This is a genomic window from Albibacillus kandeliae (assembly GCF_003116585.1).
In the GTDB taxonomy this organism is placed as follows: domain Bacteria; phylum Pseudomonadota; class Alphaproteobacteria; order Rhodobacterales; family Rhodobacteraceae; genus Albibacillus; species Albibacillus kandeliae.
The window spans coordinates 29,855-51,873 of sequence record NZ_QEHM01000016.1; the positions used below are offsets into that span (position 1 = coordinate 29,855).

The 22,019-nt window shown below is 66.8% G+C and carries 20 protein-coding genes; 5 read left to right on the forward strand and 15 right to left on the reverse strand.

The window, feature by feature from the left end; genetic code table 11:
* Positions 1–4: 4 nt before the first annotated feature.
* The 6 genes from DDT93_RS25355 to DDT93_RS25380 all read right to left on the reverse strand — a co-directional run bounded on the left by DDT93_RS25355 (position 5) and on the right by DDT93_RS25380 (position 4,730).
* Positions 5–388 carry a DUF5615 family PIN-like protein gene (locus DDT93_RS25355; protein WP_109468723.1) on the reverse strand — a complete coding sequence of 128 codons (384 nt, stop codon included), beginning with the start codon at positions 386–388 and terminating at the stop codon, positions 5–7.
* Complete coding sequence (locus tag DDT93_RS25360; RefSeq protein ID WP_232825575.1) at positions 385–966, reverse strand: DUF433 domain-containing protein; 582 nt, start codon at positions 964–966, stop codon at positions 385–387. The genes DDT93_RS25355 and DDT93_RS25360 overlap by 4 nt, the downstream gene beginning before the upstream one ends.
* Positions 967–1,125: 159 nt before the next feature.
* Entirely contained in the window at positions 1,126–1,947 is an 822-nt protein-coding gene (locus DDT93_RS25365; protein WP_109468724.1) for a WecB/TagA/CpsF family glycosyltransferase, read from the reverse strand.
* On the reverse strand, positions 1,944–2,735 hold the full coding sequence (locus tag DDT93_RS25370; RefSeq protein WP_157960296.1) for an FkbM family methyltransferase: 792 nt from the start codon (positions 2,733–2,735) through the stop codon (positions 1,944–1,946). The genes DDT93_RS25365 and DDT93_RS25370 overlap by 4 nt, the downstream gene beginning before the upstream one ends.
* Positions 2,736–2,745: 10 nt before the next feature.
* Positions 2,746–3,615, reverse strand: coding sequence for a hypothetical protein (locus DDT93_RS25375; RefSeq protein ID WP_109468726.1), 870 nt, complete (start codon positions 3,613–3,615; stop codon positions 2,746–2,748).
* A gap of 14 nt (positions 3,616–3,629) precedes the next feature.
* Positions 3,630–4,730: a Gfo/Idh/MocA family protein gene (locus DDT93_RS25380; RefSeq protein WP_109468727.1), complete on the reverse strand. Its 1,101-nt coding sequence runs from the start codon at positions 4,728–4,730 to the stop codon at positions 3,630–3,632.
* A gap of 1,061 nt (positions 4,731–5,791) precedes the next feature.
* On the opposite strand from DDT93_RS25380, the gene DDT93_RS25385 reads away from it, so the two are divergent.
* Together DDT93_RS25385 and DDT93_RS25390 are read left to right on the forward strand one after the other, a co-directional pair.
* Positions 5,792–8,965: a hypothetical protein gene (locus DDT93_RS25385; RefSeq protein ID WP_157960297.1), complete on the forward strand. Its 3,174-nt coding sequence runs from the start codon at positions 5,792–5,794 to the stop codon at positions 8,963–8,965.
* Between the two features lie 94 nt (positions 8,966–9,059).
* On the forward strand, positions 9,060–10,199 hold the full coding sequence (locus tag DDT93_RS25390) for a glycosyltransferase (RefSeq protein ID WP_157960298.1): 1,140 nt from the start codon (positions 9,060–9,062) through the stop codon (positions 10,197–10,199).
* 23 nt (positions 10,200–10,222) lie between these two features.
* Here the strand turns inward: DDT93_RS25390 and rfbA are convergent, their stop codons facing one another.
* The 7 genes from rfbA to DDT93_RS26645 all read right to left on the reverse strand — a co-directional run bounded on the left by rfbA (position 10,223) and on the right by DDT93_RS26645 (position 15,932).
* A complete protein-coding gene (gene rfbA / locus DDT93_RS25395; protein WP_109468730.1) occupies positions 10,223–11,098 on the reverse strand; it encodes a glucose-1-phosphate thymidylyltransferase RfbA in 876 nt (291 codons plus the stop codon).
* On the reverse strand, positions 11,091–11,957 hold the full coding sequence (rfbD, locus tag DDT93_RS25400) for a dTDP-4-dehydrorhamnose reductase (protein WP_109468731.1): 867 nt from the start codon (positions 11,955–11,957) through the stop codon (positions 11,091–11,093). The genes rfbA and rfbD overlap by 8 nt, the downstream gene beginning before the upstream one ends.
* Positions 11,954–12,994, reverse strand: a complete 1,041-nt coding sequence (gene rfbB, locus DDT93_RS25405) for a dTDP-glucose 4,6-dehydratase (protein ID WP_109468732.1) — start codon at positions 12,992–12,994, stop codon at positions 11,954–11,956. Before rfbB ends, rfbD begins: the two co-directional genes overlap by 4 nt.
* The gene (rfbC, locus tag DDT93_RS25410) at positions 12,991–13,557 is read right to left on the reverse strand and encodes a dTDP-4-dehydrorhamnose 3,5-epimerase (RefSeq protein WP_109468733.1); all 567 of its coding nucleotides are present in this window, start codon (positions 13,555–13,557) and stop codon (positions 12,991–12,993) included. The genes rfbB and rfbC overlap by 4 nt, the downstream gene beginning before the upstream one ends.
* Before the next feature lie 159 nt (positions 13,558–13,716).
* Entirely contained in the window at positions 13,717–14,505 is a 789-nt protein-coding gene (locus DDT93_RS25415; RefSeq protein WP_109468734.1) for a sulfotransferase family protein, read from the reverse strand.
* 2 nt (positions 14,506–14,507) lie between these two features.
* Positions 14,508–15,518 (reverse strand): replication initiator protein A, encoded by a 1,011-nt coding sequence (locus DDT93_RS25420; RefSeq protein WP_232825576.1) that lies wholly within the window; start codon positions 15,516–15,518, stop codon positions 14,508–14,510.
* A 132-nt stretch (positions 15,519–15,650) separates the two neighbouring features.
* The gene (locus DDT93_RS26645; protein WP_157960299.1) at positions 15,651–15,932 is read right to left on the reverse strand and encodes a hypothetical protein; all 282 of its coding nucleotides are present in this window, start codon (positions 15,930–15,932) and stop codon (positions 15,651–15,653) included.
* Here DDT93_RS26645 and DDT93_RS25425 point away from each other — a divergent pair.
* Together DDT93_RS25425 and DDT93_RS25430 are read left to right on the forward strand one after the other, a co-directional pair.
* Positions 15,931–17,358 (forward strand): AAA family ATPase, encoded by a 1,428-nt coding sequence (locus DDT93_RS25425; RefSeq protein ID WP_109468736.1) that lies wholly within the window; start codon positions 15,931–15,933, stop codon positions 17,356–17,358. The two genes, DDT93_RS26645 and DDT93_RS25425, sit on opposite strands and share 2 nt — an antisense overlap.
* Before the next feature lie 45 nt (positions 17,359–17,403).
* Entirely contained in the window at positions 17,404–18,525 is a 1,122-nt protein-coding gene (locus DDT93_RS25430; protein ID WP_109468737.1) for a ParB/RepB/Spo0J family partition protein, read from the forward strand.
* A 381-nt stretch (positions 18,526–18,906) separates the two neighbouring features.
* Here DDT93_RS25430 and DDT93_RS25435 read toward each other — a convergent pair whose 3' ends face one another.
* Entirely contained in the window at positions 18,907–19,908 is a 1,002-nt protein-coding gene (locus tag DDT93_RS25435; RefSeq protein ID WP_109468738.1) for an NAD-dependent epimerase/dehydratase family protein, read from the reverse strand.
* 268 nt (positions 19,909–20,176) lie between these two features.
* Here DDT93_RS25435 and DDT93_RS25440 point away from each other — a divergent pair, with 268 nt between their 5' ends.
* On the forward strand, positions 20,177–21,154 hold the full coding sequence (locus DDT93_RS25440) for a glycosyltransferase (RefSeq protein ID WP_109468739.1): 978 nt from the start codon (positions 20,177–20,179) through the stop codon (positions 21,152–21,154).
* Between the two features lie 27 nt (positions 21,155–21,181).
* Here the strand turns inward: DDT93_RS25440 and DDT93_RS25445 are convergent, their stop codons facing one another.
* Entirely contained in the window at positions 21,182–22,015 is an 834-nt protein-coding gene (locus tag DDT93_RS25445; protein ID WP_109468740.1) for an ABC transporter permease, read from the reverse strand.
* Between the last annotated feature and the right edge of the window lie 4 nt (positions 22,016–22,019).

The following is a 22,019-nucleotide window of genomic DNA, read 5'->3' on the forward strand; positions in this document are numbered from 1 at the left end:
CTTCCTAGTCTTCCCCGGGCAGGGCGTAGATCTCGATCTGGCCCTGCTCGTCTATTTCGAGGATGTGGTTCACCATGATGTCGTCAGGATCGCCCCGGGCTTCGAGGTAGGCGATCACCTTGCGAATGAGGGCCTCGGACGTCTGCCGGCCCACACAGGGCAGCAGGATCATGCCCGGGTGAATGTCACTGCTTCCCGCCAGAGCCCGAAAGTCCCGGGCATTCTCGGTCACGAGGACAAGGTTCTCTGCCGTACATCGCGCCAGAACCCTGTGATCGGGCTCTCCGCGGCCGCCATCGTTGCGTGGGTGCACCACGACGTGCCGGCCGTCGGCATTCAGGTTGAGCGCGATTCCGGGCGAGAGGCATTCATCGAGAAACAGCCTCATGCGCGCCAGGGCTTACCCTTGACCGGTCGTCCGCGCGGCGGATGCGTGCGGGCATAGATGATGGCCGCCTCGAAAGCCTCGCGCGGAATATCGTCGTAGTCGTCGCAGAGATCCTCGAGGGTATCACCATCTTCGATCCGGCCCAGCACAGACCGGCAGGTGATGCGCGTTCCCTTGATGATCGGCTCGCCGCCAAGAATATCCGCGCGCGACTCCAGGTATGCGCCCTTCGCCGCGACATAGTTGCGTGCCCGCGCCCACTCTTCCGCGGCCAGGGTGTCGACAGACAGGCGCACCCCGGGCGTAGGTTCAAAAGCGCCAAGCTCGTCACCGAACTCCCTGATGCAGCGAAACAGGCGCTTCTTCGTGCTCAGGCTCATATGAAAGCCCTGCGTGTGCTTCAGAACCGAAGCATAGGCCACGACATGCATGGGCACATGCGCCGAAGGTATGGCCCTCAAGCTGCCCTGGATCACCTTCTTGGTGACCACGCCTTCCTCGGCCGCCTTCTCGATACTGCGCGCCGAAACGCCCGAGAGTTCGGCCGCTTCCCTCACAGTCAGCTCCATCGCACCCATAAATGTCTCCCTTCTCAGGGAAAGATTTAGTGGGGCGGCCGGAAAAGTCAATTCGCCAGCTCCACGGCGGGACACGGGATGCCAAGACAAAACGCCCCCGCAGGCTCTCCTGCGGGGGCGTTTGCGTTCGGGGGGGCGGATCCGGGGGATCCGCCGCCGTCATTTCCCGGGGGCGAAGGGATCGCGGTATCGGCCCAGCTTCTGCTTGAGAATGGCCCAGAGGAAGGGTGGCTCGTGGATCACGTAGCGGTGGAAGCGCGCGCGCGGTTCCTTGATCAGGCGGTAGAGCCATTCGAAGCCCGACTCGGTGATCCACGACGGCGGGCGGTCGAAGGTGCCGCTCTCGTAGTCGATGGTGCCGCCCAGCGGCAGCCACAGCTTCACCCCGGGCATCCGGTGGCGGTACTTCATGATGAACTTTTCCTGCCGCCCGCCGGCCAGGCCGACGAGGCAGACGGTGGCGCCGCTGGCGTTGATCGCGGCGATCATGCGCTCGATCTCTTCCGGGTCACGGTCGAAGTCGAAGGCGGGGCTGTCGGTGCCCACCACCATCTCGCGCCCGACCTTGGCGTTGATGTTCTGCGCCGCCAGGTCCGCCACCCCGGGCTTGCCGCCGCAGAGGAAGACCGTCATCGAGGGGTCATCGGCATAGCGGGTGTAGAACCGGGGGAAGTAGTCGCTGCCCGAGACCCGCTCGCGCACCGGGGTGCCGAGCCAGTGGGTCGAGAAGTACATGATCTGGCTGTCGCAGGTGACCACGTCGAACTGTTCCAGCAGGTCGTGGAACGCACGATCCTTCTGCAGCTTCATGATCATGTCCACGTGCAGGGTCAGCATCACGCCCTCGCGGAAGTTCTCCACCAGGTCGTCCATCGCCACGTCGTGCACGAAGGCGTTCAGCAGGGGGACACGTTTCATCGCCGCCCGGGGGCTGCCCGCCTCCTGCGGCGTCTCGTAGTAGTTGCTCGAAATCTCGTTCATGCGGCGCTCACCTGTTTGGGTCGTGCGACGTAGTTGAAGGCCATGAAGGGATAGGTGCGCATGGCCCCGAATTCCTCCAGCGAGATGGGCGCCTTGCCGTAGATGTCGCCGAACACCGGGCGGATCTCGTAGTCGAGCGGCCCGGTCAGGAGCGAGAACAGCCTGACGTATTCCTCGTTGTCGATATCGGCGTCGGTGGCCGCCCCCGCCTCGAACAGCATGACGGGCCGGTGGCGGCGCAGGATCTCCTGGGCCCCGCGCACCACGCTGTGCTCGAACCCTTCCACGTCGATCTTGATGAAATCGACCCGCGGCAGGTCCTTCAGCAGCAGGTCGAGGGTGGTGCAGCGCACGTCGATCTTCTGGACCCGGCCCCGGGTGTCCCGGGCCCGCAGCGAGCTGAAGCCGGACTGGTCGAGGTTCTCGAAGAAGCTGACGTCCCCCTCGCTGTCGGAGACCGCCACTTGGTGCACCTCGGCACCGGGAAAGGCCTGGCGGAGCCAGTCCGCCTTGGTCGGGCTGGCCTCGACGATCACCTGCCGGCCGCCGGGCGCGGCCCTGCGGAAGACATCGCTGATCGAGCCGATGTGGCCGCCGACGTCGACGCAGACCGAGTCCGGCGTGACACTGCGCTGGATCAGCGTGTGGATCATCGTCTCCTCCTCGCGCAGCAGCGCGAGCTCGGGATGACGCAGGTAGCGGAACCGGGACAGCCGGTGGCGCAGGTTCAGCAGCGGGACGCCCGCGGGCGAGGTCACCAGCCGGTGCTTGAGGTACAGCTTGTTCACGAACGCGGCCTCATGCACAGACTCCCATGTACTTGTCCACCAGCGCCTTGGTCGAATGGATGTTGCCCGCCGAAGAGGCGCCGAAGACGATCGATTCCACCCCCGGCAGCTCCGAGATCCAGTGGATCGCCTCGTCCGCCGGGATCGCGCCCGAGGCATAGACCGACATGGCCACCGCCCGCACCCGGCCCGACTTCAGCGCGTCGAGGTAGGCGTCGAAGCCCCCGGACATGCGGAAGCCCAGCTTGTTGATGTTCGAGCAGATGATCGGCCGCTCGATGCCTTCCTTCTCGAGCGCGTCGAGCAGCATCGGCATGTTCATGGTGATATAGGCGGGCTGGGCGCCGTATTTCTCGACCACGTGGTCGTGGAAGATGCGGAAGGCGCGGGTAAAGCCCATGCCCAGCAGCAGGTCGGCAAAGACGTTCTGCATGAAGACCACCGGCGCGCGGGCCCCGGCAAACATCTTCATCTCCATGTCGATCAGCACCTTGGCGATGCCGTCCACCTCGCGGGTGGCGAGCGCCTTGCCCCCCGCCAGCGCGGTGGCGAGGAAGCCGTCCTCGGGCATGAAGTTGCGCAGCGCCCCCACCATGCCGTGATCGGTCACCGCGTTGGCGTATTTGTGGGCGTAGGGCATGCAGGGATAGAAGGTGAAGTCGCCATAGCGCGCGGGATCCGCCTTTACCCGGGTCACGATCTCGGCAATGCGGTCGTGGGTGGTGCACATGAAGGTGCGGATGCCGGCATCGTAGGCGGTGTCGAGCACGTCCATGATGGCGTCGGTCTTCTGAAAGCGCATGGCCTGGGCCCGCGCCTTCTCCTCGGACATGTGGTTGATGCCGAAGAACTGGTTGTCGCCGAAAAGAAGCTTGTCCATGGTCCCGGCCCCTCTCAGCGTCCGAACCAGCGCTTGCGCGCGGTCTTTTCCGGTTTCGACATCACCGGCGGGGCGCCCACCGGCTGTCCGGTGCGGGCGTTCTCGATGATCATCGCCATGGTGCGGTCGGTCTCGGCCGCCGAGCCGAAGCCGTTCTCGCGCGAGGTGCGTTCGCCGGCGCGGACGGCGGCGATGAACTCGTCGAGCTGGGCGGAATATTCCTCGCCGCGCAGGTAGAACCAGCGGTCGTCGGTCAGCTCGGTGGTGTATTTCACCGTCCAGCCCGGCTCGTAGTCCTCCAGCCCCTCGACCGGGCTGCGCAGGTACAGCTGGCACTCCTGCCGGTCGGCGAAGAGCCGGCCGTTGGTGCCGATCAGGCTGATCTTGGTGGACATCTTGCGGTGGCTCTCGTCCGACCAGTTCACCGAGAGCTGGGCGGTCGGCCCGTCGTTCCAGCGCAGGGTCGAGAAGACCTCGTCGTCGATGCCCTCGGAAAAGACCGAGTCGAGCACCGAGCCGGTGACCTGGGCGGGGGCGCCGAAGAACCAGTTCAGCAGGTTCAGCGGGTGCGCGGCATAATCATAGAGACAGCCGCCGCCCTCGGATTTCTGGGTGCGCCAGGTTTGGCGCTTGGCGCGCAGCACCACCGGCCCGTAGGCCTCGGCCAGCACATGGGTGATGCGCCCGATGGCCCCGGCCTCGATCAGCCGCTTCATCTCGAGGAAGGCGCCGACATAGCGGTAGTGATAGCCCACCTGCGCTACCAGCCCCTTCTCGGCGGCGAGCGCCGTCAGCGCGTCGCTGTCCTGCCAGTCGAGGCAGAAGGGTTTCTCGCAGAACACGTGCGCCCCGGCCTCCAGCGCCCGGCGCACCATCGGCGCGTGCAGCCGCGAGGGCGTGGCGATGACCACCGCCTTCGGCGCCTCGCGGTCCATCATCTCATCGAAGTCGCGGTAGACCGGCGTGCCGACATTCTTGCTCAGCACATCGACCATGAAGCCCGATCCGTCACAGGCGACGGCCTGGACTTCGGGGTGCGCATTGACCATCGCGAAGTGTGACAGGCCCATCTTGCCCAGACCCACGACGGCCAGTTTCAATTTTTCTTGAGTCATGCCCCTCAAACTACCTGAACCGGCGGGCGCTCGACGGAGCCGCTTGCGCGCCCACAAAAACAAACTGCCCGACCTATCAATCATTCCACCCCGTCATGCAACAATAATAGGGCCATTTTGAGGCTCCCGCGCGGAAGGGACGGGGCATCTGCCGTGGAATCTACCGCGCACACCACACCTGTCAAATCCCTCCGCATCCAGCCCCCTCCGGGGCGCGCGCCGGGGCGAATCCCCCGCCCTGCGCGGCGACTCCCCGGCCGCCCCGGGCCGCCCGCCCGCGCGCGCGCCCCGCCCCGGTCGGCAGGATCGTGCTCCGAGGCTGCTCCGGCCCCCGGTCTGCCTGGGAAAAGCCACAATATCTGGCGGTTTTCCGCAGGCGACCCCCTACCTGTAGGCGGGTTTTCGCGGATTCCGGGGGGATTCCGGGACATCGGCTTTTCCCCGTTCTCCCTGCGGCCCACAGTCCGGATGGGGACATGACACCGGCGCCACTCACGCCAACGACGGGACGAACATGCAGACTTGGGGCAGTCTGGCAGTTTGCCTCCCGCACCCGCGGTTTCGCGGGCGCGGGAGGATTTGCTGCAATCGGACAGACACAGCGCATCTTTTCCACATTTTCACACCAGTTTGGCCGTTTTTGGCGGCGAGACTGCCCTTCGGTCGTCGCGACGTCCGTGGGGGTTTCCCACGGCATGACAGGACGCGGAAGCGACCGAATGGGATGCAGCAGGCACAGGCCCGCAGGGACACGGGCCAGGCCGGGCGGGAAACGAACGGGACATTGTATGCACGGTAACATCACCACCTTCCGGGATCGATTCGCCTCCCACCCAGATCGCCGACGCTCCGAAGAACTGATTGCCCTTTTTGCCGGCATCGCCGCCGCGGGAACCGCGGCCGCGGCCGTCGCGGCCACCCGCCCGCAGCGCGATGCCTCCTGGAACGGCGAAACCGCCCCCGAGGGCAAATCCTTTGCCGGAACCCCCGCCGTCGCTGCCGAAACCGCCCGTGCAGAGTCTGGCGCAGACTCTGCTACAGACTCGAATACAGAGTCTGCAGTGACAAATCAGCCCGTTTCAGACAGTGCGTCGGCCGAGGCAGGCACCGCCCCGCAGAGCGCCCTCGCCGCTTTCCTCGCCGGGGCCCCGGCTGCCGGCACCGGGGCCGGATCCCACGGCATCGCCGCCGCCGACATCATCGCGGATGCCGTCGCCGCGGTGGCGACCGGGGCCGAACCGGTCAGCCCGGGCACCTGGCGCAACCTGTTCCACGACACCGCTGGTGCGCTGCAGCACGCCGCTCTCCCCGCCCCCTCGGTCTCCTCCGGTGGCGGCGCGATGGCCTCGACCTCTTCGGTCTCGACGGGAACCACCTCTGGCGCTTCTTCGGGCACCACCGCACAGGCCGACAACATCTTCACCGACTCGGGCGTCAGCACGGCCGCCGCCCCAGAATCCGCCGCAGCCAGCCCGACGCTGGAAACCAGCGTCGAAACGGTTGTCGAAACCGGTGTCGACTCAGGTATCGCCATGGGCTCCGGCGCCTCCCTCTCCGGCGAGAGTGCGGAGAGCACCGAATCCGACGCGCTGGCCACGACCCCGCTGACCTTCGGCGAGTCCGTTTCGGTCTCCGGCGGCATGGTCACCACCCTCGAGATCGTGACCGACCGCAACATCGCCTCGATCAGCGCGCTGGGCGACCCGGAGGTGGGCAATGTCACCGTCAACCCCGACAACACGCTCGCCGTGGTCCTCTCGGGCAGCGACTACAGCGGCTCGCTCTCCTTCGACATCGAGGTCACCTACGGCAACGGGGCCATCAAGACCCAGACCGTGACCCTCGACGTGGCCGAACCCGAAGAGGCTGCCGGCTGGGGCTTCGGCGAGCACTACATGCTCGAGACCGACGACAACGGCGACCTGATCGTCGAGACCGGCGAGACCCACCGCAAGGTCTATGTCACCGCCAGCGAGGACGGGCTGACCGCCGCGGACATCGCCAGGATCGAGGGCATCGACGCCAGCGCCGTCACCGCCGAATGGCTGGCGGACCACCCCGAGTACGGCGCCACCGAGGACACCGCCCTCGCCGCCGACATCGGCCTGGAACTCTGGTACGGGATCACCCGCGAAGACGGCGAGAGCTCGCACTGGCTGCTGTTCGAGAAGGGCTATACCTACGATGACATCGGCGGCAGCGACAACTCGCGGCTGATCAGCCGCGGCATCTCGGGCGAGGATGCGCTGCACCCGATCTACATCTCGTCCTGGGGCGAGGGCGATCGGCCGGTCCTTGGCGAAAAAGTCTATATATTTCAGGAGGATAGCCAATACATCGTATTCGACGACGTCGCCTTCGCCGATGAAGTTATCTCCCTGAATGGTAACAACATTATCTTCAACGATATCTACAGCGAAGGGATGATGACCCTGAAGGACGGCTCGGGGCTCACCGTGCGGGATTCCGAGATCGCCAACGTGGTTCTCGAAACCCCTGAGGGCGACACTTGGACCGGCTTTACTCAAGGCCTCTATTCATCCGGAACCACCGGGCTACTGCTCGACGGCAACATCTTCTGGCACAACGGCTGGGAGGACGGCTACGATCCGAATGGGTCAACAGAATACGGCATGCCAGCCAGCGGACATAGTCATAACGTTTACATACAGTACAATACCACCGACGTCACATTCACGAACAACATATCGGCACAAGGCTCTTCCTTCGGAGTTCAACTTCGGGGTGGTGCCTATGTCGAAGGAAACCTTTTACTCGATAACAACATTGGTTTGGGGGTGTTTGGTGGCATCTATGGTGGCCTCGACCATGAAAACAATGGCCCCATCGGCAACTTCAGCTTCATTGCAGACAACGTGATTACCTCCGGTGCAGGCAAGGAGAACAACTACTATCTGGTAGGAGCATACACCGCAGGCGCTTGGGACAAGAGCTACGGGACGACCTATCTGGACAATCTCATCGCCCATCTCGCCGATCCGAACAACGCCGAGGAACAGGCCCAGAAGGACAAGCTGAACTACGCGCTCAACATCGAACAGGACACCACCTACAACGACACGGTGGTCTACAACTGGGGCAACGAGACCGATACCGCGGGCGTCGACTCCAGCTCGGCCGACCAGACCACGATCCAGCTCTATGCCGCCGCTCTGCTGGGCGACCCGGATGCCACCATCAGCGACCTGATGGCCTATCTCATCGCGCTGGCCGACACCGACCTCGACGACACCATCACCGCGGAAACCATCGTGGCCTGGTTCCAGGAAGGCTTCGGCATCGAGATCGACGGCGACGCGAGCGCCACCAGCCATACCTTCATCCCCAATGCGCTGGCCTCGGGCATGCGCTGGGGCAACAGCATCAACTGGGACAGCGAGACCGTGCCGGAGGACGGCGACAGCGTCGACCTGAACGGCAACTGGGTGCACTACGGCGCCACCACCACGCTGGCCAACCTCGACCTCGGCGACGGCGGCGAACTCTACGTGAACTACGGCCGCCTGACGGTGGACGACACGCTCTCGGTCGGCAGCGAGGGCGGGCTGATCCGCACCCTGAGCGCCGGCCAGTTCTGGATGGACGGCTACAGCGACCGCGACCAGCTGACCATCGAGGTCGAGGGCGGCCGGTTCGCCAACACCGGCGACGTCACCGGCTCCACCCTGCTGGTCGCCAGCGACGGGCAGACCATCCTGGCCACCGACGGCGGCAGCTACCACGTCACCGCGGGCAGCGAGCTGCGGGTCACCGGTTCCAGCGCCGTTATCGGCTTCGACGGCGACGACGACAACGGCCTCGCCTTCCTCAGCCTCGAGGACTCGAGCATCCTGAGCTTCATCGCCGATGCCGCCGGGGTCAGCACCATCGAGGAATTCCACAGCGGCAAGTGGGAGGACTCGGGCGTGAAATCGGGCGTCTCGCTGAACGGGACGCTCTCGATCGACCTCAGCGACTATACCGGCGGCGCGGGCGAGTTCACCCTGATCGAGGTGGACGAGCTGATCGGCCGGCTCGACGACTACGAGATCACCGGCCTCGGCGCCGCCTACGACGCCCGCCTTGTGGTCAACTACAACACCGACACGGTGACCCTCGCCATCACCGCCGGGCATGGCAGCACCAGCCTCGACACCCTGGGCAGCTCCTCGCTCTCGGCCGGGATCGTCAGCGAGGATGTCGCCTACGGCTCCAGCGACCTGCCCATCGGCTGAGCTCCCGCCGGGGGCTCGCGCCGCTCGGTCGACCCGGGCCCGGAAATGCGCTATGCAGCGGCGGCGCGGCAATGGCGAGATCCTGACCAGTACCATGATAAAGAATACTTTTTTCTCCCTGCGCGAGGGGATCGCCAGGCACCGGTTCTCTCGCGGCGTCCATACCGTCCTGGGCTCGGCCCTGGGCGGGGGCTTTCCGGCCCGGGCCCGGCTCCGGGTCCTCGTCTACTATCACGCGAACCCGATCGGCTGGTCGCAGGTCTACCCCTTCTTCCGCTTCGCCGGGGCCTTCGCGGCGCAGTTCGGCGCCCATGTCCGCGCTCTCCCGGTCGAGAACTTCCTCAAAGGGCAGACGGGGCCGGCGGCCGATGTCGTCCTGGTCCAGCCCTGGCTCTCCGCCACCGACGCGTACCTGGACACCGCCTTCGCCCGCTACCGGGAGCGCCACCCCGGCGCGCGGATGATCTTCCTCGACCCCTTCGCCCAGTGCGACCTGCGCTACGGCCGCGCCGTCGCCCCCCACGTGGACGTCTACCTGCGCAAGGCCCTGTTCCGTGATCGCGGCCAGTTCCTGCGCCCCATGCCCTCCGGGGACACCAATCTCTCCGAGTATTACGGCGCGCTCTACGGCATCGACCAGGAACCGACCGACTGGCAGGTGCCCCCCGAACTGCTGGACCGGCTGCGCCTGGTGCCGAACTTCCTGACCGCTGCTTATCTCAGCGACGGCTTCCTCGGGCCCGAGCCCTCGTTCTCCGACCGTCCCATCGATCTGCACTCCCGGCTCGCGGTCAAGGGCACCCCCTGGTACTCGGCGATGCGCGCCGAGGCCGACCGGGCCGCCAGGGCTCTCGACGGGGTCACCCTCACCCCGGACGGCCGGATCCCGCAGGCCGAGTTCCTAGACGAGATGCGCCGCGCCCGCCTGTGCTGGAGCCCCTTCGGCTATGGAGAGCTGTGCTGGCGCGACCTCGAGGCCTTCATGACCGGGGCCGTGCTGGTCAAGCCGGACATGGCCCATCTCGAGACCCTGCCGGATCTCTACCTGCCCGGCGAGACCTACCTGCCGGTGAAATGGGATTTCTCCGATCTCGAGGAGGTCACCCGCGGGATCCTGGCCGATCCGGGCGAACAGCGCCGCATCGCGCTGAACGCCTTCCGCGCCGCCCGCACCTACCTGGCCGAGAACCGCTTCGTGTCGGACACCGGGCGCGACCTCAGCCTGGATGCCTAGGTGCGCAGGCCCGAAAACAGGCTCTAATCGCGTAACAGTCCCGCCAGGTAGCTGCCGTAGGTGTTCTTGGCGAACATCTCGGCGCGCGCCTTCAGCTGGTCGGCGTCGATCCAGCCCCGGTTGAAGGCGATCTCCTCCGGGCAGCCCGCCTGCAGGCCCTGCCGTTCCTCCAGCGTGCGCACGAAGTTGCCCGCATCCAGCAGCGAGGCATGGGTCCCGGTGTCGAGCCAGGCATAGCCGCGCCCCATGGTCTCGACCTTCAGCAGCCCCTCGGAGAGGTACATGCCAAGAAGCGTGGTGATCTCCAGCTCGCCCCGCGCCGAGGGGGTCACCTGCCGCGCCCGCGCGGGGGCCGTGCCGTCGAGGAAGTAGAGCCCGGTCACCGCGTAGTTCGAGGGTGGCACGGCGGGCTTCTCGATGATTTCCTGCACCGCGCCCGCCTTGTCGAAGGCGACGACGCCATAGCGCTCCGGGTCGGCCACGTGATAGCCGAAGACGGTGCCGCCCTCCGGCTGTGTGTCGGCCCGCGCCATCAGCTCGGGCAGCCCGTGGCCGAAGAAGATGTTGTCGCCCAGCACCATCGCGCTCGGCGCACCGGCAAGGAACTCCTCGGCAAGGATATAGGCTTGCGCCAGCCCGTCGGGCGAGGGCTGCGCCACGTAGGTCAGCGACACGCCCCACTGGCTGCCGTCGCCCAGCGTGCGCCGGAACTGGTCCTGGTCCTGCGGCGTGGTGATCACGCAGATCTCGCGGATCCCCGCCAGCATCAGCGCGGTCAGCGGGTAGTAGATCATCGGCTTGTCATAGATCGGCAGCAGCTGCTTGCTGACGCCCATGGTGATCGGGTAGAGCCGCGTGCCCGAGCCCCCGGCGAGAATGATGCCCTTGCGTTCAACCATGTCGGACGGCTCCCAATTCCTTCAGAATATCGTCGAGCCCCGCCCGCCAGTCGGGCCGGGGCATGTCAAAAACAGTCTCAAACAAGGTACAATCGAGCCGCGAATTCTTCGGCCGCGCCGCCGGGGTGGGATAGTCCGAACTCGTGATCTCCTCGACCGCGCAGGCAATCCCGGCTTGGGCGAAGATCTCGCGGGCGAACCCCGCCCAGCTCACATCCGGCGCGCCGGCGAAGTGATAGGTGCCGCTCTTGCCGGGGTCGGCCAGCCCTTGGGCGGCGGCCAGGCAGGCCCGCGCCAGATCCGCCGCCGGTGTCGGCCCGCCGACCTGATCGGTCACCACGCGCAGGGCGTCCCGCTCGGCCCCCAGCCGCAGCATGGTCTTCACGAAGTTGCTCCCATGGGCCGAAACCACCCAGGAGGTGCGGATTATGGCATGGATGCCGCCCGCGTTGAGGGTCAGCGCCTCGCCCGCAAGCTTGCTTTGCCCGTAGACCCCCAGCGGTTCGGTCGGATCGCCGGGGCGCCAGGGGGCCTCGCCGGTTCCGTCAAAGACGTAGTCGGTGGAGATATGGACGAAGGGAATTCCCCGGGCCGCAGCGTGTTCGGCCATGGTGCCCACGGAAGCGCCGTTGATGGCGCTTGCGAGGCCAGGTTCGGTTTCGGCGCGGTCGACCGCCGTATAGGCCGCGGCATTGATGATGGCGTCCACATCGCGCGCGCGCAGGGCCTCCAGAACGGTGGTGGGACGGGCCAGGTCCGCGGCATCGCGCCCGATCATGTCGAGCGTGACACCGCCGGGCGCCTGCCGTTGCAATTCCGTCGCCACCTGCCCGGTCCTGCCGAAGACCGCGATCCTCACGCCTTCACTCCCAGCCGCTCGCCCACCCCGGCGCGGGATTGCAGCGCCCGCCACCAGGGTTCGTTGTCGAGGTACCACTGCACCGTCTTTTCCAGCCCCTGTTCCAGCGTGACCGAGGGCCGCCAGCCCAGTTCCTCGCGGATCCGCGTGGGATCGATGGCATAGCGCGCGTCGTGCCCCGGACGATCAGTGACAAAGGTGATCTGCCCGGCGTAAGGCGCGGCCCCCGGGCGCTTGGCATCGAGGATCGCGCAGATCATCCGCACAAGGTCGATGTTCCGCGCCTCGTTCTCGCCGCCGATGTTGTAGGAGCGGCCCACCGCTCCCTTCTCCACCACCAGCAGCAGCGCCTCGGCGTGATCTTCCACGTAGAGCCAGTCGCGCACGTTCTCGCCCGCGCCGTAGACCGGGATCGGCTTGCCGGCGAGCGCGTTCAGGATCACCACCGGGATCAGCTTTTCCGGGAAGTGGAAGGGGCCGTAGTTGTTGGAACAGTTGGTCAGCACCACCGGCAGCCCGTAGGTCTCGTGCCAGGCGCGCACCAGATGGTCCGAGGCGGCCTTGGAGGCCGAGTAGGGCGAGCGCGGGTCATAGGGCGTCTCCTCGGTGAACTGCCCCGTGACCCCGAGCGAGCCAAAGACCTCGTCGGTGGAAATATGGTGAAAGCGGAACTGCGCCGGACGGCGGCGGGCGACCCAATGGGCGCGCGCGGCCTCGAGCAGGGTGTAGGTGCCGGTGATATTGGTCTCGATGAAGGTGCCCGGCCCGTCGATCGAGCGGTCCACGTGGGACTCGGCGGCCAGGTGCATGATGGCATCCGGGTGATGCTCTGCCAGCAGCGTGTCCATCGCCCGGCGATCGCGGATATCAGCCTCGAGAAAGGTGTAATTGGGCGCCTTGGCCACCTCGGCCACGTTGTCGAGACAGGCGGCATAGGTCAGCGCATCGACGTTCACCACCTCGTGCCCGGCCCGCACCGCGCGGCGCACCACGGCGGATCCGATGAAACCCGCCCCCCCGGTGACGACAAGTTTCATTGCGCACCCTCCCAGACGAAGGGGCTGTCGAAGTCCTTCAGCAGCGGCGCCGCCGCGTCCTTGTCCGAGAGCACCGCCACGCCGGTCAGCCCCCAGTCGATGCCGATGCCCGGGTCGTCAAAGCGCACCGCCCCGTCACACTCGGGCTCGTAGTAGTCGGTGCACTTGTAGATCACCTCGGTCTCGGGCGTGCGGGTGGCAAAGCCATGCAGGAAGCCCGCGGGCACAAGCAGCTGGCGGCCGTTCTCGGCGCTCAGCTCCACCCCGACCCAGCGCCCGTAGGTGGGCGAGCCCCGGCGGATGTCGACCGCCACGTCGAACAGCGCTCCCCGCCCGCAGCGCACCAGCTTGTCCTGGGCATGGGGCGGCGCCTGGAAATGCAGGCCGCGCACAGTGTTCACCGCTGCCGAGAGCGAATGGTTGTCCTGCACGAAGTCGAACCCGATGCCGAGCCCCTCCAGCGTACGCCGGTTCCAGCTCTCGCTGAAGAAGCCGCGCGCGTCGCCAAACCGTTTCGGCGTCAGGATCTTCACGCCCGGCAGGGCAGTGTCTTCAATCTGCATGCTTACTCAATACCTCGTCACTCTGCGGCTTCCTTAGCAAGCACCCCGGGCCCTGTCATCCGTTGCAGCACTCCCAGCGGCGCAACCGGGACGGGTGAGGCCCGCGTGACAACAAAAGCATCTTCCAGCCCCGATTGTTCTGCCTTTGGAGGTTCTCCCTCAGTCCCTGCGCCCTAGGCGCGGCAGCCACCGCCAGGGTTTTGCCCCGCCAGGGGAGACCAGATAGCCGAGGCACTCCATCTCCGACCCCAAGGCCGCCTCGACCCGGGCGATGATCTCGGCGTAGGTCTCGCGGTGTTGCTTCCAGGCCCCGGATGTGCCCCGCGCCCGGCCGTCGTCCGAATATTGCGATACCTTTTCCTCGATCCCCTCCAGCCGGTTAGGGGCAGGCAGGCCGAGAGCCCCAGCAATCGCGGCGAAAACCTCCTCGGTCCGCACAAGAAGCTCCTCGTAGCGCACCAACAGAACCCGTCCCGCCGCGTGCTCCTGCTGCCATCTGGCCAGATGCAGCCGGTAGGCCTCCATGACGGTCAGCGGAGACTGGAGCGTCCGGCGCTCGCAGGTCCGGTCGATGGGCGCGGCCAGAAACCAGTCAAAATCGGTGCAGAACCGCGTCTGGTCAAGCTCCATCCCAAGACGGTGTCGGGAATATTCGTAGAAGGAGATCATCGCGTCCCGGGGGTCGCGCACGAGCCAGATCACCGGAACATGACCCTGCGGGGCGGCATCTCCTAGGCGCCGCGTCACCTCGTCGGCCAGGTACTCCGGGGTGGGCGCGTGGGATTTCAGATTGCCGCCCTCGACCTCGGCCGGGTTTGCCGCGTAGATGGAGCGGGCCGCCACCTGGCACGACTTGCTCAGGACATTCTGGAGAAAGTTGCTCCCCGACCTCGGAAAACTGACGAGAAACGAGGGTTTCACGGCCCCTCGGTCATGGTCCGCGTCCATGCTCAGCCCCCCGCCCGCTTCCTGACCCAGCCGAGGAAGGCGGCGTCGGGCTTTCTCAGGCGCTGGCCGCCGGTGCGGGCCCAGACGGCGCGCCACTCGGCCTCGAGGCCGTAGACATCGACCCCGGGCACCAGGTCACGGGCCTGCGCGCGGGCGCTGTCGCTGATCACCGGGGGCGGCATCTCGGTCACCGGGTGTTTCTGGGTAAAGCGGATGAGGTCGCCCGCCTCCTCGGCCATCGCGTAGTCGGGCAGGTGGCCCGACTTGATCATCTCGCGCAGCATGGCGCGGAACACCCGGCGCGGCGAGGCGGAGCCGGATTTCTTCAGCAGCGTGTCGACCGAGACGCGCCAGCTGTCCTGCCGACCGCAATGCTTGCGGGCCAGCTCGTAGATGCGCCGCTCCAGCGGCTTTCTCAGGCGGAAGTAGTCGCGGCTGAGGGTGAGCACCGATTTCGCCAGCACCGCGCGGTAGAGCCACTCCGAGAGGGTGACGGCCACGCTGACCATGCGCCCGCCGCGCGTCTTGCGCACGATCTCCCAGCTCTCGATCAGGCCGAAGCCGGTGGTGACCTCATGCGCGCCGGTGACGATATTGGTGGTGATGCGGGTGCCCGCCAGCCGCTCGAAGGCCTCGCGCAGGCGGCGGTAGGCATCGCCGGAGGTCTCACGGTTGGTGGCGACCAGCAGGTCGTGCGCCTTGAGCTGCAGCGTGCGGCTGACCTTTCTCCCCGCGTTGATCGCCCCCATCAGCTGGGAGATGCAGAAGATCAGGATGTCCTTGTCGTGGATCGTCGCCAGCCCCTTGACCGAGGGGATCACCTCGATCTGCGTGCCGTTGTGCTCGTAGGAGAGGATGCGCCGGTCGGGCCGCGTCGCCAGCGAGAAGATCGGGTGCTCCATGCTGGCGATGTCATCCTTGGGGATCGCATCGAAGATGTCGCAGAGGAAGAAATCCCCCTGGCGATGACGATCGGGCAAAAGCCCGTCGCCGCCTGCGGCTGCTGCTGTCACTGCCTGCTCCCACTGCCCGTTTTCACGGCCGGTTTCCCCGACTCGCGATCGTGGTTTCAATGACACCCAGCCTAGAGTTATCCACATGGCCGCACAACGGGGGTTCGGAGTCGGAGGATCGGGGGAACAGAGTCATTTTATCGGGGGTTCAGAGTCACCCCCTGCCCCGAAAGCCGCCGCCCTGCCCTTGTTTTCAAGGCTGGATGCGCGCGGCCGGATCTCCGTAACACTAAATAACAGGATTATAACTTGAGAAAAAAATCCGCACGCCCGCGAAAACCGGGGTAAACTGCCCCTGCGCACCGCTAATTTGCTGAGAAAAACCAGGGAAATCGGCAGGGCGTGCGCCTTTTTCTTCCATGTGCTGTCTTTTGTGGTAGTCTGACCAAAACACAGCACATCGAGCAGGATCATGGCCAAGGACACCGCTTTTCCGCAGAGCGCTCTGCCGCCCTATTTCAACATCGACCCCGACACCGCGCTGGCCGAGCTGGAGGCACCGACCTCCACCGGGGGCTTCGCCGAGATCGCCGCCGCCTGCGCCCGGGGCCGGGCCGACCTCGCCAGCCGGGGGCTCGACGCGGAGGGCCGCAAGAGCCTGCGCCTGTTCTCGACCTGGGAGATCACCCGCTACCTGATCCCCGTGGCCCAGGCCCATTTCCGCCGCGTGCTGAAACAGAACCCCGAGCTGCCCCAGGGCCTGTCGGAATCCGAGGGCGGCGCCAAGTGGTTCACCCTCGACGAGGTGCTGCGCCTGCGCAGCTTCTTCGGCGCGCAGGGGTCCAAGGCCAAGAACTACCTGCCCTACCGCCCCGAGGGGCTGCCCGCCAAGATGGTCGCCGTGGCCAACTTCAAGGGCGGCGTCGGCAAGACCTCGACCGCCGCGCATCTCGCCATGTCGGCCGCCCTCGACGGCTACAAGGTGCTGGTGATCGACCTCGACAGCCAGGGCTCCATGACCTCGATCTTCGGCGGCCGCGTCGAGGACGAATGGCAGACCGCCTTCCCTCTCCTCGCCCGCCACTACGGCGAGCACCTGCGCGCCGACAACCAGCGCCGGCTCGACCGGGGCGAGGCGCCCCAGCCGCTCGACGAGGCGCTGAGCGCGGCGCTGGACATGACCGCCAGGGACATCATCCAGCCCACCCACTGGCCCAACATCGACCTGATCGGCGCCCAGCTGAACCTCTACTGGGCCGAGTTCCAGATCCCGGTCTGGCGCATGCAGGCGCGCAGCTGGAAGCTCTGGGATGCCCTCACCGACCGGCTCGAGGCCGACGGGGTGCTCGACCAGTACGACGTGGTCTTCATCGACACCCCCCCGGCGCTTGGCTACCTGACCATCAACGGGCTTGCCGCCGCCGACATCCTGCTGGTGCCGCTCGGCGCCTCCTTCCTCGAGTTCGACTCCACGGGCCGCTTCTTCGACATGCTGCACTCGACCTTCAACAGCATCGAGGAGGGCGAGAACATCGCCGCCCGGGCGCTGGGGCGCGAGGGGCTGGCCTTTGAATGGGACGCGGTGCGCGCGGTCATCACCCGCTATGACGGGGCCCAGCAGGGCGAGCTCTCGGCGCTGATGCAGGCCTACCTCGGGCGCACGCTCAGCCCGCACAAGCAGGATTTCACCGCCCTCATCGGGCAGGCGGGCGAGCAGGTCTCGGGCATCTACGAGGCCGACTACCGCGACTTCAACCGCGAGACCTATGCCCGCGGCCGCGAGACATTCGACGAAACCTATGCCGCCTTCAAACGGTTGCTGCTGGGCATCTGGCGGCGCGACGAGAAGGATCGGGACGAGGAAAGCGGGCAGGCCGCAACCAGCGAACGCGCTGTTTAGAGCCTGTTCAGAAGACTCTGACAAAGGGCGGGAAGAGGAGATCACATGGCCAAACGCAAGAGACTGACCCCGGCGCAGGACGGCTTCCTCGCCGCCGCCCCGGCCCCTTCCGCCGGCAGCCGCCCGGCCCTCTCGCCCTCGATGGCGGGGATGGGCAGCGCCCCCATCGCCCAGGTGGCGGGCGAGGCGGCCACCCGTGCCGCGCTCGACGAACTCTCCGCCGCCCTCTCCAGCGCCCGCAGCGAGGGGCGCCTGATCGAGGCGCTGCCGCTCGGGGTGATCGACCAGGGCTACCTGATGCGCGACCGCCTGGTGCAGGACGAGGAGGAGATGGGCGCGCTCATCTCCTCCCTGCGGGCCCGCGGCCAGCAGACGCCGATCGAGGTCATCGCCTATTCCGGGCCCAAGGACGGCAAGACCCACGGCCTGATCTCGGGCTGGCGCCGCCTCACCGCCCTCACCCGGCTGCATCACGAGGCGCCGGAGGATCCGCGCTTTGCCACCGTGCGCGCCCGCATCGTCGCGCCCGACAACATGCAGGCGGCCTATGTGGCGATGGTCGAGGAAAACGAGATCCGCGCCAACCTCTCGCATTACGAGCGGGCACGCATCGCCCTGCGCGCCTATGGCGCGGGGCTCTACCCGACGCAGAAAGCGGCTCTGCAGGGGCTGTTTGACTCTGTCTCGCGCTCCAAGCGCTCCAAGATCAACAGCTTCATCCCGCTGGTCGAGGCGCTGGATTCCCTGCTGCAGTTCCCCACCAGCATCCCCGAGAAGCTGGGGCTGGAGCTGTCGCGGACCCTGTCGGAGGATCACCGCTTCAAGTCGCGCCTGGTCTCGGCGCTGATCGATCCCCCGGCGCGGAGCGCGCAAGACGAACTCGACCGCCTCTCCGCGGCGCTGGCGGGCCAGCGCGGGGCGGGCGATCCTTTCTCCGGCCTCGCCCCGGCCCCTGTCCCTGCCCCCGAGCGCAAGTCCGAGGCCGCCCCGCGCGGCCCCGCTCCCGCCCCCCGGGTCACCGGACTCGACGCCGAGGGCGTGGCCCATCGGCTGAAGGGCGCGGTGGAGGTGAGTTATGACCGGACGCAGGGCCGCATCCAGCTCAGCGGCGCCGGCGTCTCGCCCGAGCTCTTCTCGGCGCTGCAGGCCTGGCTGAAGGCGCGCTAATGCATTCCGATAATGGAATGTTTCGCGCGCGAAACAAATTTCCGCTAACCCATTGAAATCATTTAATATGACTTTCTGACTTTCCGCGCACCACGCCCCAGGCTTGCCCCGGGGCCTCGCAGGCAAATGACGCCGCTCGCCTCAAGAGGCTCTGAGGCAAGCCCCGGGCGCCGCCCCTCTCCCAAACACATCTCGAAAACCAAATGTTTCGCGCGCGAAACATTTTTCCCGTAAGTCATTGAAAAGACGTGTTCCGGATGATCCTCCCCACCGCCCCAGCCTCCCCACCGCCCCGGGCTTGATCCGGGGCCCCGACCCCAGGGCTTCCCTCAGCGGGACTCCGGATTAAGCCCGGGGTGTGACGCGGCTTCCAAGCCTACGTCACACCCCGTAATAGTCCCGGTACCAGTCGACGAAGCGCTGCACCCCTTCGCGCACCGGCACCTGCGCGCGGAACTCGGTCAGATCCTCGATCAGCCCGGTATCGGCCCAGGTGGCGGGCACGTCGCCCGGCTGCATCGGGTGCATCACCTTCTCGGCCTCCCGCCCGCAGGCGGCCTCGATGGCCTCGATGAACTCCATCAGCGGCGTCGGTGTCGAGGCCCCGATGTTCACCACCCGGAAGGGCGCCACGGGGCTCAGGGAATCCCGCTCCGAGACCGGCGCGTCGCCGGGCACCGCCGCGATCAGCGCGCAGATGCCATCGACCAGGTCGTCGATATAGGTGAAGTCCCGGCTCATTTTCCCGTGGTTGTAGACGTCGATCGGCTCGCCGTTCAGGATCGCCCGGGTGAACTTGAAATGCGCCATGTCGGGCCGGCCCCAGGGCCCGTAGACCGTGAAAAAGCGGAACATGGTGGTCGGCAGGCCATAGAGATGGGCATAGGAATGCGCCATGTTCTCGGTCGCCTTCTTGGTCGCGGCGTAGAAGGACATCTGGTGATCGGCCTTCTGGACCTCGCGATAGGGCATCTCGGTATTGGCGCCATAGGCCGAGGAGGTGGAGGCCAGCAGCATGTGCTCGGGCGGAAAGGCTCGCGCCGCCTCCAGCAGCTCGAAGGTGCCCACGAGGTTCGACTCCACGTAGGAGCGCGGGTTGTCGATCGAGTAGCGCACCCCGGCCTGCGCGGCGAGGTGGATCACCAGCTCGGGGCGGTAATCCTCGAACAGCGCTATCAGCCGCCCCGGCTCCTCCAGCCGCGCGCGCACCGGCGCGAACTGCCCGGACTGCGACAGCATCCCCTGGCGGCGTTCCTTCAGCCGGACGTCGTAGTAATCGGAAAAGGCATCGAGCCCCACGACACGCCATCCGAGCTCCATGAGCCGGGTCGAGAGGAAGTAGCCGATGAAGCCGGCCGAGCCGGTGACGAGAGCGGTTTTCATAAGGACTTGGTGCCCTGCCCCGCCGCCCCTGTCAAATCTCAACGCTCTGATCCGAGGGCGTTTTCGGGGGCGCTGCCCCCTCTTGGCCTGCGGCCAATTCACCCCCGGGATACTTGGACCCCAAAGAAGGGCGGGCGCGGGGCTGCTTCTTTGGGTCCCAAATATCCCGGGGGAGTCGCCGCCTGCGGCGACGGGGACAGCGCCCCCGCGTTGACTCGCAGGCCGATTTGTGAGTTTTGCCCCCGGCAGAGAAGAAGAGCAGGCAGGCATGGACAACGCGCAGACAGGACCGCAGCGCCTCGTGGCGGTGGTGGTGACCTACAACCGGCTGGAGAAGCTGCAGGCGACGCTGGCGCGGCTGCTGGAGGCCCCGGCGGAGGACCTGGCGGCGGTGGTGGTGGTCGACAATGCCTCGACCGACGGCACCGGGGACTGGCTGGCGACGCTGGACGACCCGCGGCTGGTGCTGCGGCCCAATGCCTCGAACCTGGGCGGGGCTGGCGGCTTCGAGGCGGGGATGCGCTTTGCCATGGCGGGGCTGGCCCCGGACTGGATCGTGGTGATGGACGACGACGCTCGCCCGCGCCCCGGGGCGCTGGCCGCCTTTCACCGGCTCGACAAGAGCGGTTGCGACGGAGTGGTGGCGGCGGTCTATTTCCCGGGCGGCGAGATCTGCGAGATGAACCGCCCCTCGCGCAACCCCTTCTGGCACGGGCGCGAGTTCCGCCGCACGCTGCTGGGCGGCGGGCGCGGCGGCTTTCACATCGAACCGGAGGATTATGCCGGGCCGGGGCGGGCGGTGGATGTCGCCTCCTTCGTGGGCCTGTTCCTGTCGCGTGCGGCGGTGGAGCGGGCGGGCTACCCGGACGGCAGCCTCTTCGTCTACGGCGAGGACGGCATCTACACGCTGGGGCTCAGCAAGGCGGGCGGACGGCTCTGGTTCGCGCCGGAGGTGTCCTTCGAGCATGACCTATCGACCTTCAACGGCCAGCGCGGGCGGTTCCTGCCGCTGTGGAAGGTCTATTACTACCACCGTAACCTACTGATCCTCTATCGCATGGCGGCGGGGCCGTTCTTCTGGCTGGCGCTGCTGGCGGTGCTGCCCAAGTGGCTGTCGAAGGTGCGCCACCATTCCGGCGAGCGCCGCGCCTTCCTGCGGCTGCTGGGGGCGGCGGTGCGGGACGGGCTGCTGCGGCGGACCGGGATCGATCACGCCCGGGTCCTGGAGATGGCCGAACGGCGCTGAACAGGCTCTGTTGCGGCGCGAAACGGGTCAGCTGTTGAGGATGTCGCGGTGGTAGCGGCCCAGCAGGATCAGCCCCATCGCCAGCAGCGCCAGCGACAGGCCGAGCACGTAGAGCGTGTTGACGTAGGCCGCCGCGTAGGTCGGGTAGAAGCCGGTGCGGATCAGCCCGATGACATGGATCAGCGGGTTGTACCACAGGATGTCCCGGGCCATCTGCGGCAGGTCCTCGTAGATGTAGAGCACGCCCGAGGCGAGGAACAGCGGGCGGGTGATGATCGACCATGCCACCTCCCAGACCGGCAGCAGCCCGATCAGGGCGCAGTTCACCGTGCCGACGCCGAGCCCGAGCAGCATGGTGAGCACGAAGCCCTCGATCACCGGGGGGGCGTCGAGGGCGGCGTGGGCGTCCTCGAGGATGAGGATGCTGCCGCAGAGCAGGGTGGCGATCACCACCGAGGTCAGCGTGTTGAGCAGGAAGCGGGCGAGCACCGCGTCGAGCCAGGTGACGGCAGGATACCGCAGCAGGGCCCGCGAGAAGTTAAGGGCGCGCGCGGTGGTGTTGGAGATGCTGTTGAACAGGGAGAAGGGCAGGTAGCCGGTGGCGTAGAACAGCAGGAAGCTGGTGCCGAGCGAAGGTGAACGCAGCACCAAGGAGAAGCCGACGCTGAGCACCAGGATCGCGCCGAGCGGCTCGAGGATGGCCCAGACATAGCCGCCGGGGGTATTGCCGTAGCGCGTCGACATCTCGCGCAGCATCAGCGCCAGCACCGTGCGCAGGGTGGCAAAGCGCCGCCTGCCGGCGTTGGCGGGCGGCAGGGCGGGGGGCGGAGAAGGGGAAAGCGGCGGCGGAAGAGCGGCCATGAAA

Bases quoted from the DNA above. Each gene is read 5' to 3' on its own strand.
- DDT93_RS25355 (WP_109468723.1), bottom strand. From the start codon at position 388: ATGAGGCTGTTTCTCGATGAATGCCTCTCGCCCGGAATCGCGCTCAAC.
- DDT93_RS25360 (WP_232825575.1), bottom strand. From the start codon at position 966: ATGGGTGCGATGGAGCTGACTGTGAGGGAAGCGGCCGAACTCTCGGGC.
- DDT93_RS25365 (WP_109468724.1), bottom strand. From the start codon at position 1,947: ATGAACGAGATTTCGAGCAACTACTACGAGACGCCGCAGGAGGCGGGC.
- DDT93_RS25375 (WP_109468726.1), bottom strand. From the start codon at position 3,615: ATGGACAAGCTTCTTTTCGGCGACAACCAGTTCTTCGGCATCAACCAC.
- DDT93_RS25380 (WP_109468727.1), bottom strand. From the start codon at position 4,730: ATGACTCAAGAAAAATTGAAACTGGCCGTCGTGGGTCTGGGCAAGATG.
- DDT93_RS25390 (WP_157960298.1), top strand. From the start codon at position 9,060: ATGATAAAGAATACTTTTTTCTCCCTGCGCGAGGGGATCGCCAGGCAC.
- rfbA (WP_109468730.1), bottom strand. From the start codon at position 11,098: ATGGTTGAACGCAAGGGCATCATTCTCGCCGGGGGCTCGGGCACGCGG.
- rfbB (WP_109468732.1), bottom strand. From the start codon at position 12,994: ATGAAACTTGTCGTCACCGGGGGGGCGGGTTTCATCGGATCCGCCGTG.
- rfbC (WP_109468733.1), bottom strand. From the start codon at position 13,557: ATGCAGATTGAAGACACTGCCCTGCCGGGCGTGAAGATCCTGACGCCG.
- DDT93_RS25415 (WP_109468734.1), bottom strand. From the start codon at position 14,505: ATGGACGCGGACCATGACCGAGGGGCCGTGAAACCCTCGTTTCTCGTC.
- DDT93_RS25425 (WP_109468736.1), top strand. From the start codon at position 15,931: ATGGCCAAGGACACCGCTTTTCCGCAGAGCGCTCTGCCGCCCTATTTC.
- DDT93_RS26645 (WP_157960299.1), bottom strand. From the start codon at position 15,932: ATGATCCTGCTCGATGTGCTGTGTTTTGGTCAGACTACCACAAAAGAC.
- DDT93_RS25430 (WP_109468737.1), top strand. From the start codon at position 17,404: ATGGCCAAACGCAAGAGACTGACCCCGGCGCAGGACGGCTTCCTCGCC.
- DDT93_RS25435 (WP_109468738.1), bottom strand. From the start codon at position 19,908: ATGAAAACCGCTCTCGTCACCGGCTCGGCCGGCTTCATCGGCTACTTC.
- DDT93_RS25440 (WP_109468739.1), top strand. From the start codon at position 20,177: ATGGACAACGCGCAGACAGGACCGCAGCGCCTCGTGGCGGTGGTGGTG.
- DDT93_RS25445 (WP_109468740.1), bottom strand. From the start codon at position 22,015: ATGGCCGCTCTTCCGCCGCCGCTTTCCCCTTCTCCGCCCCCCGCCCTG.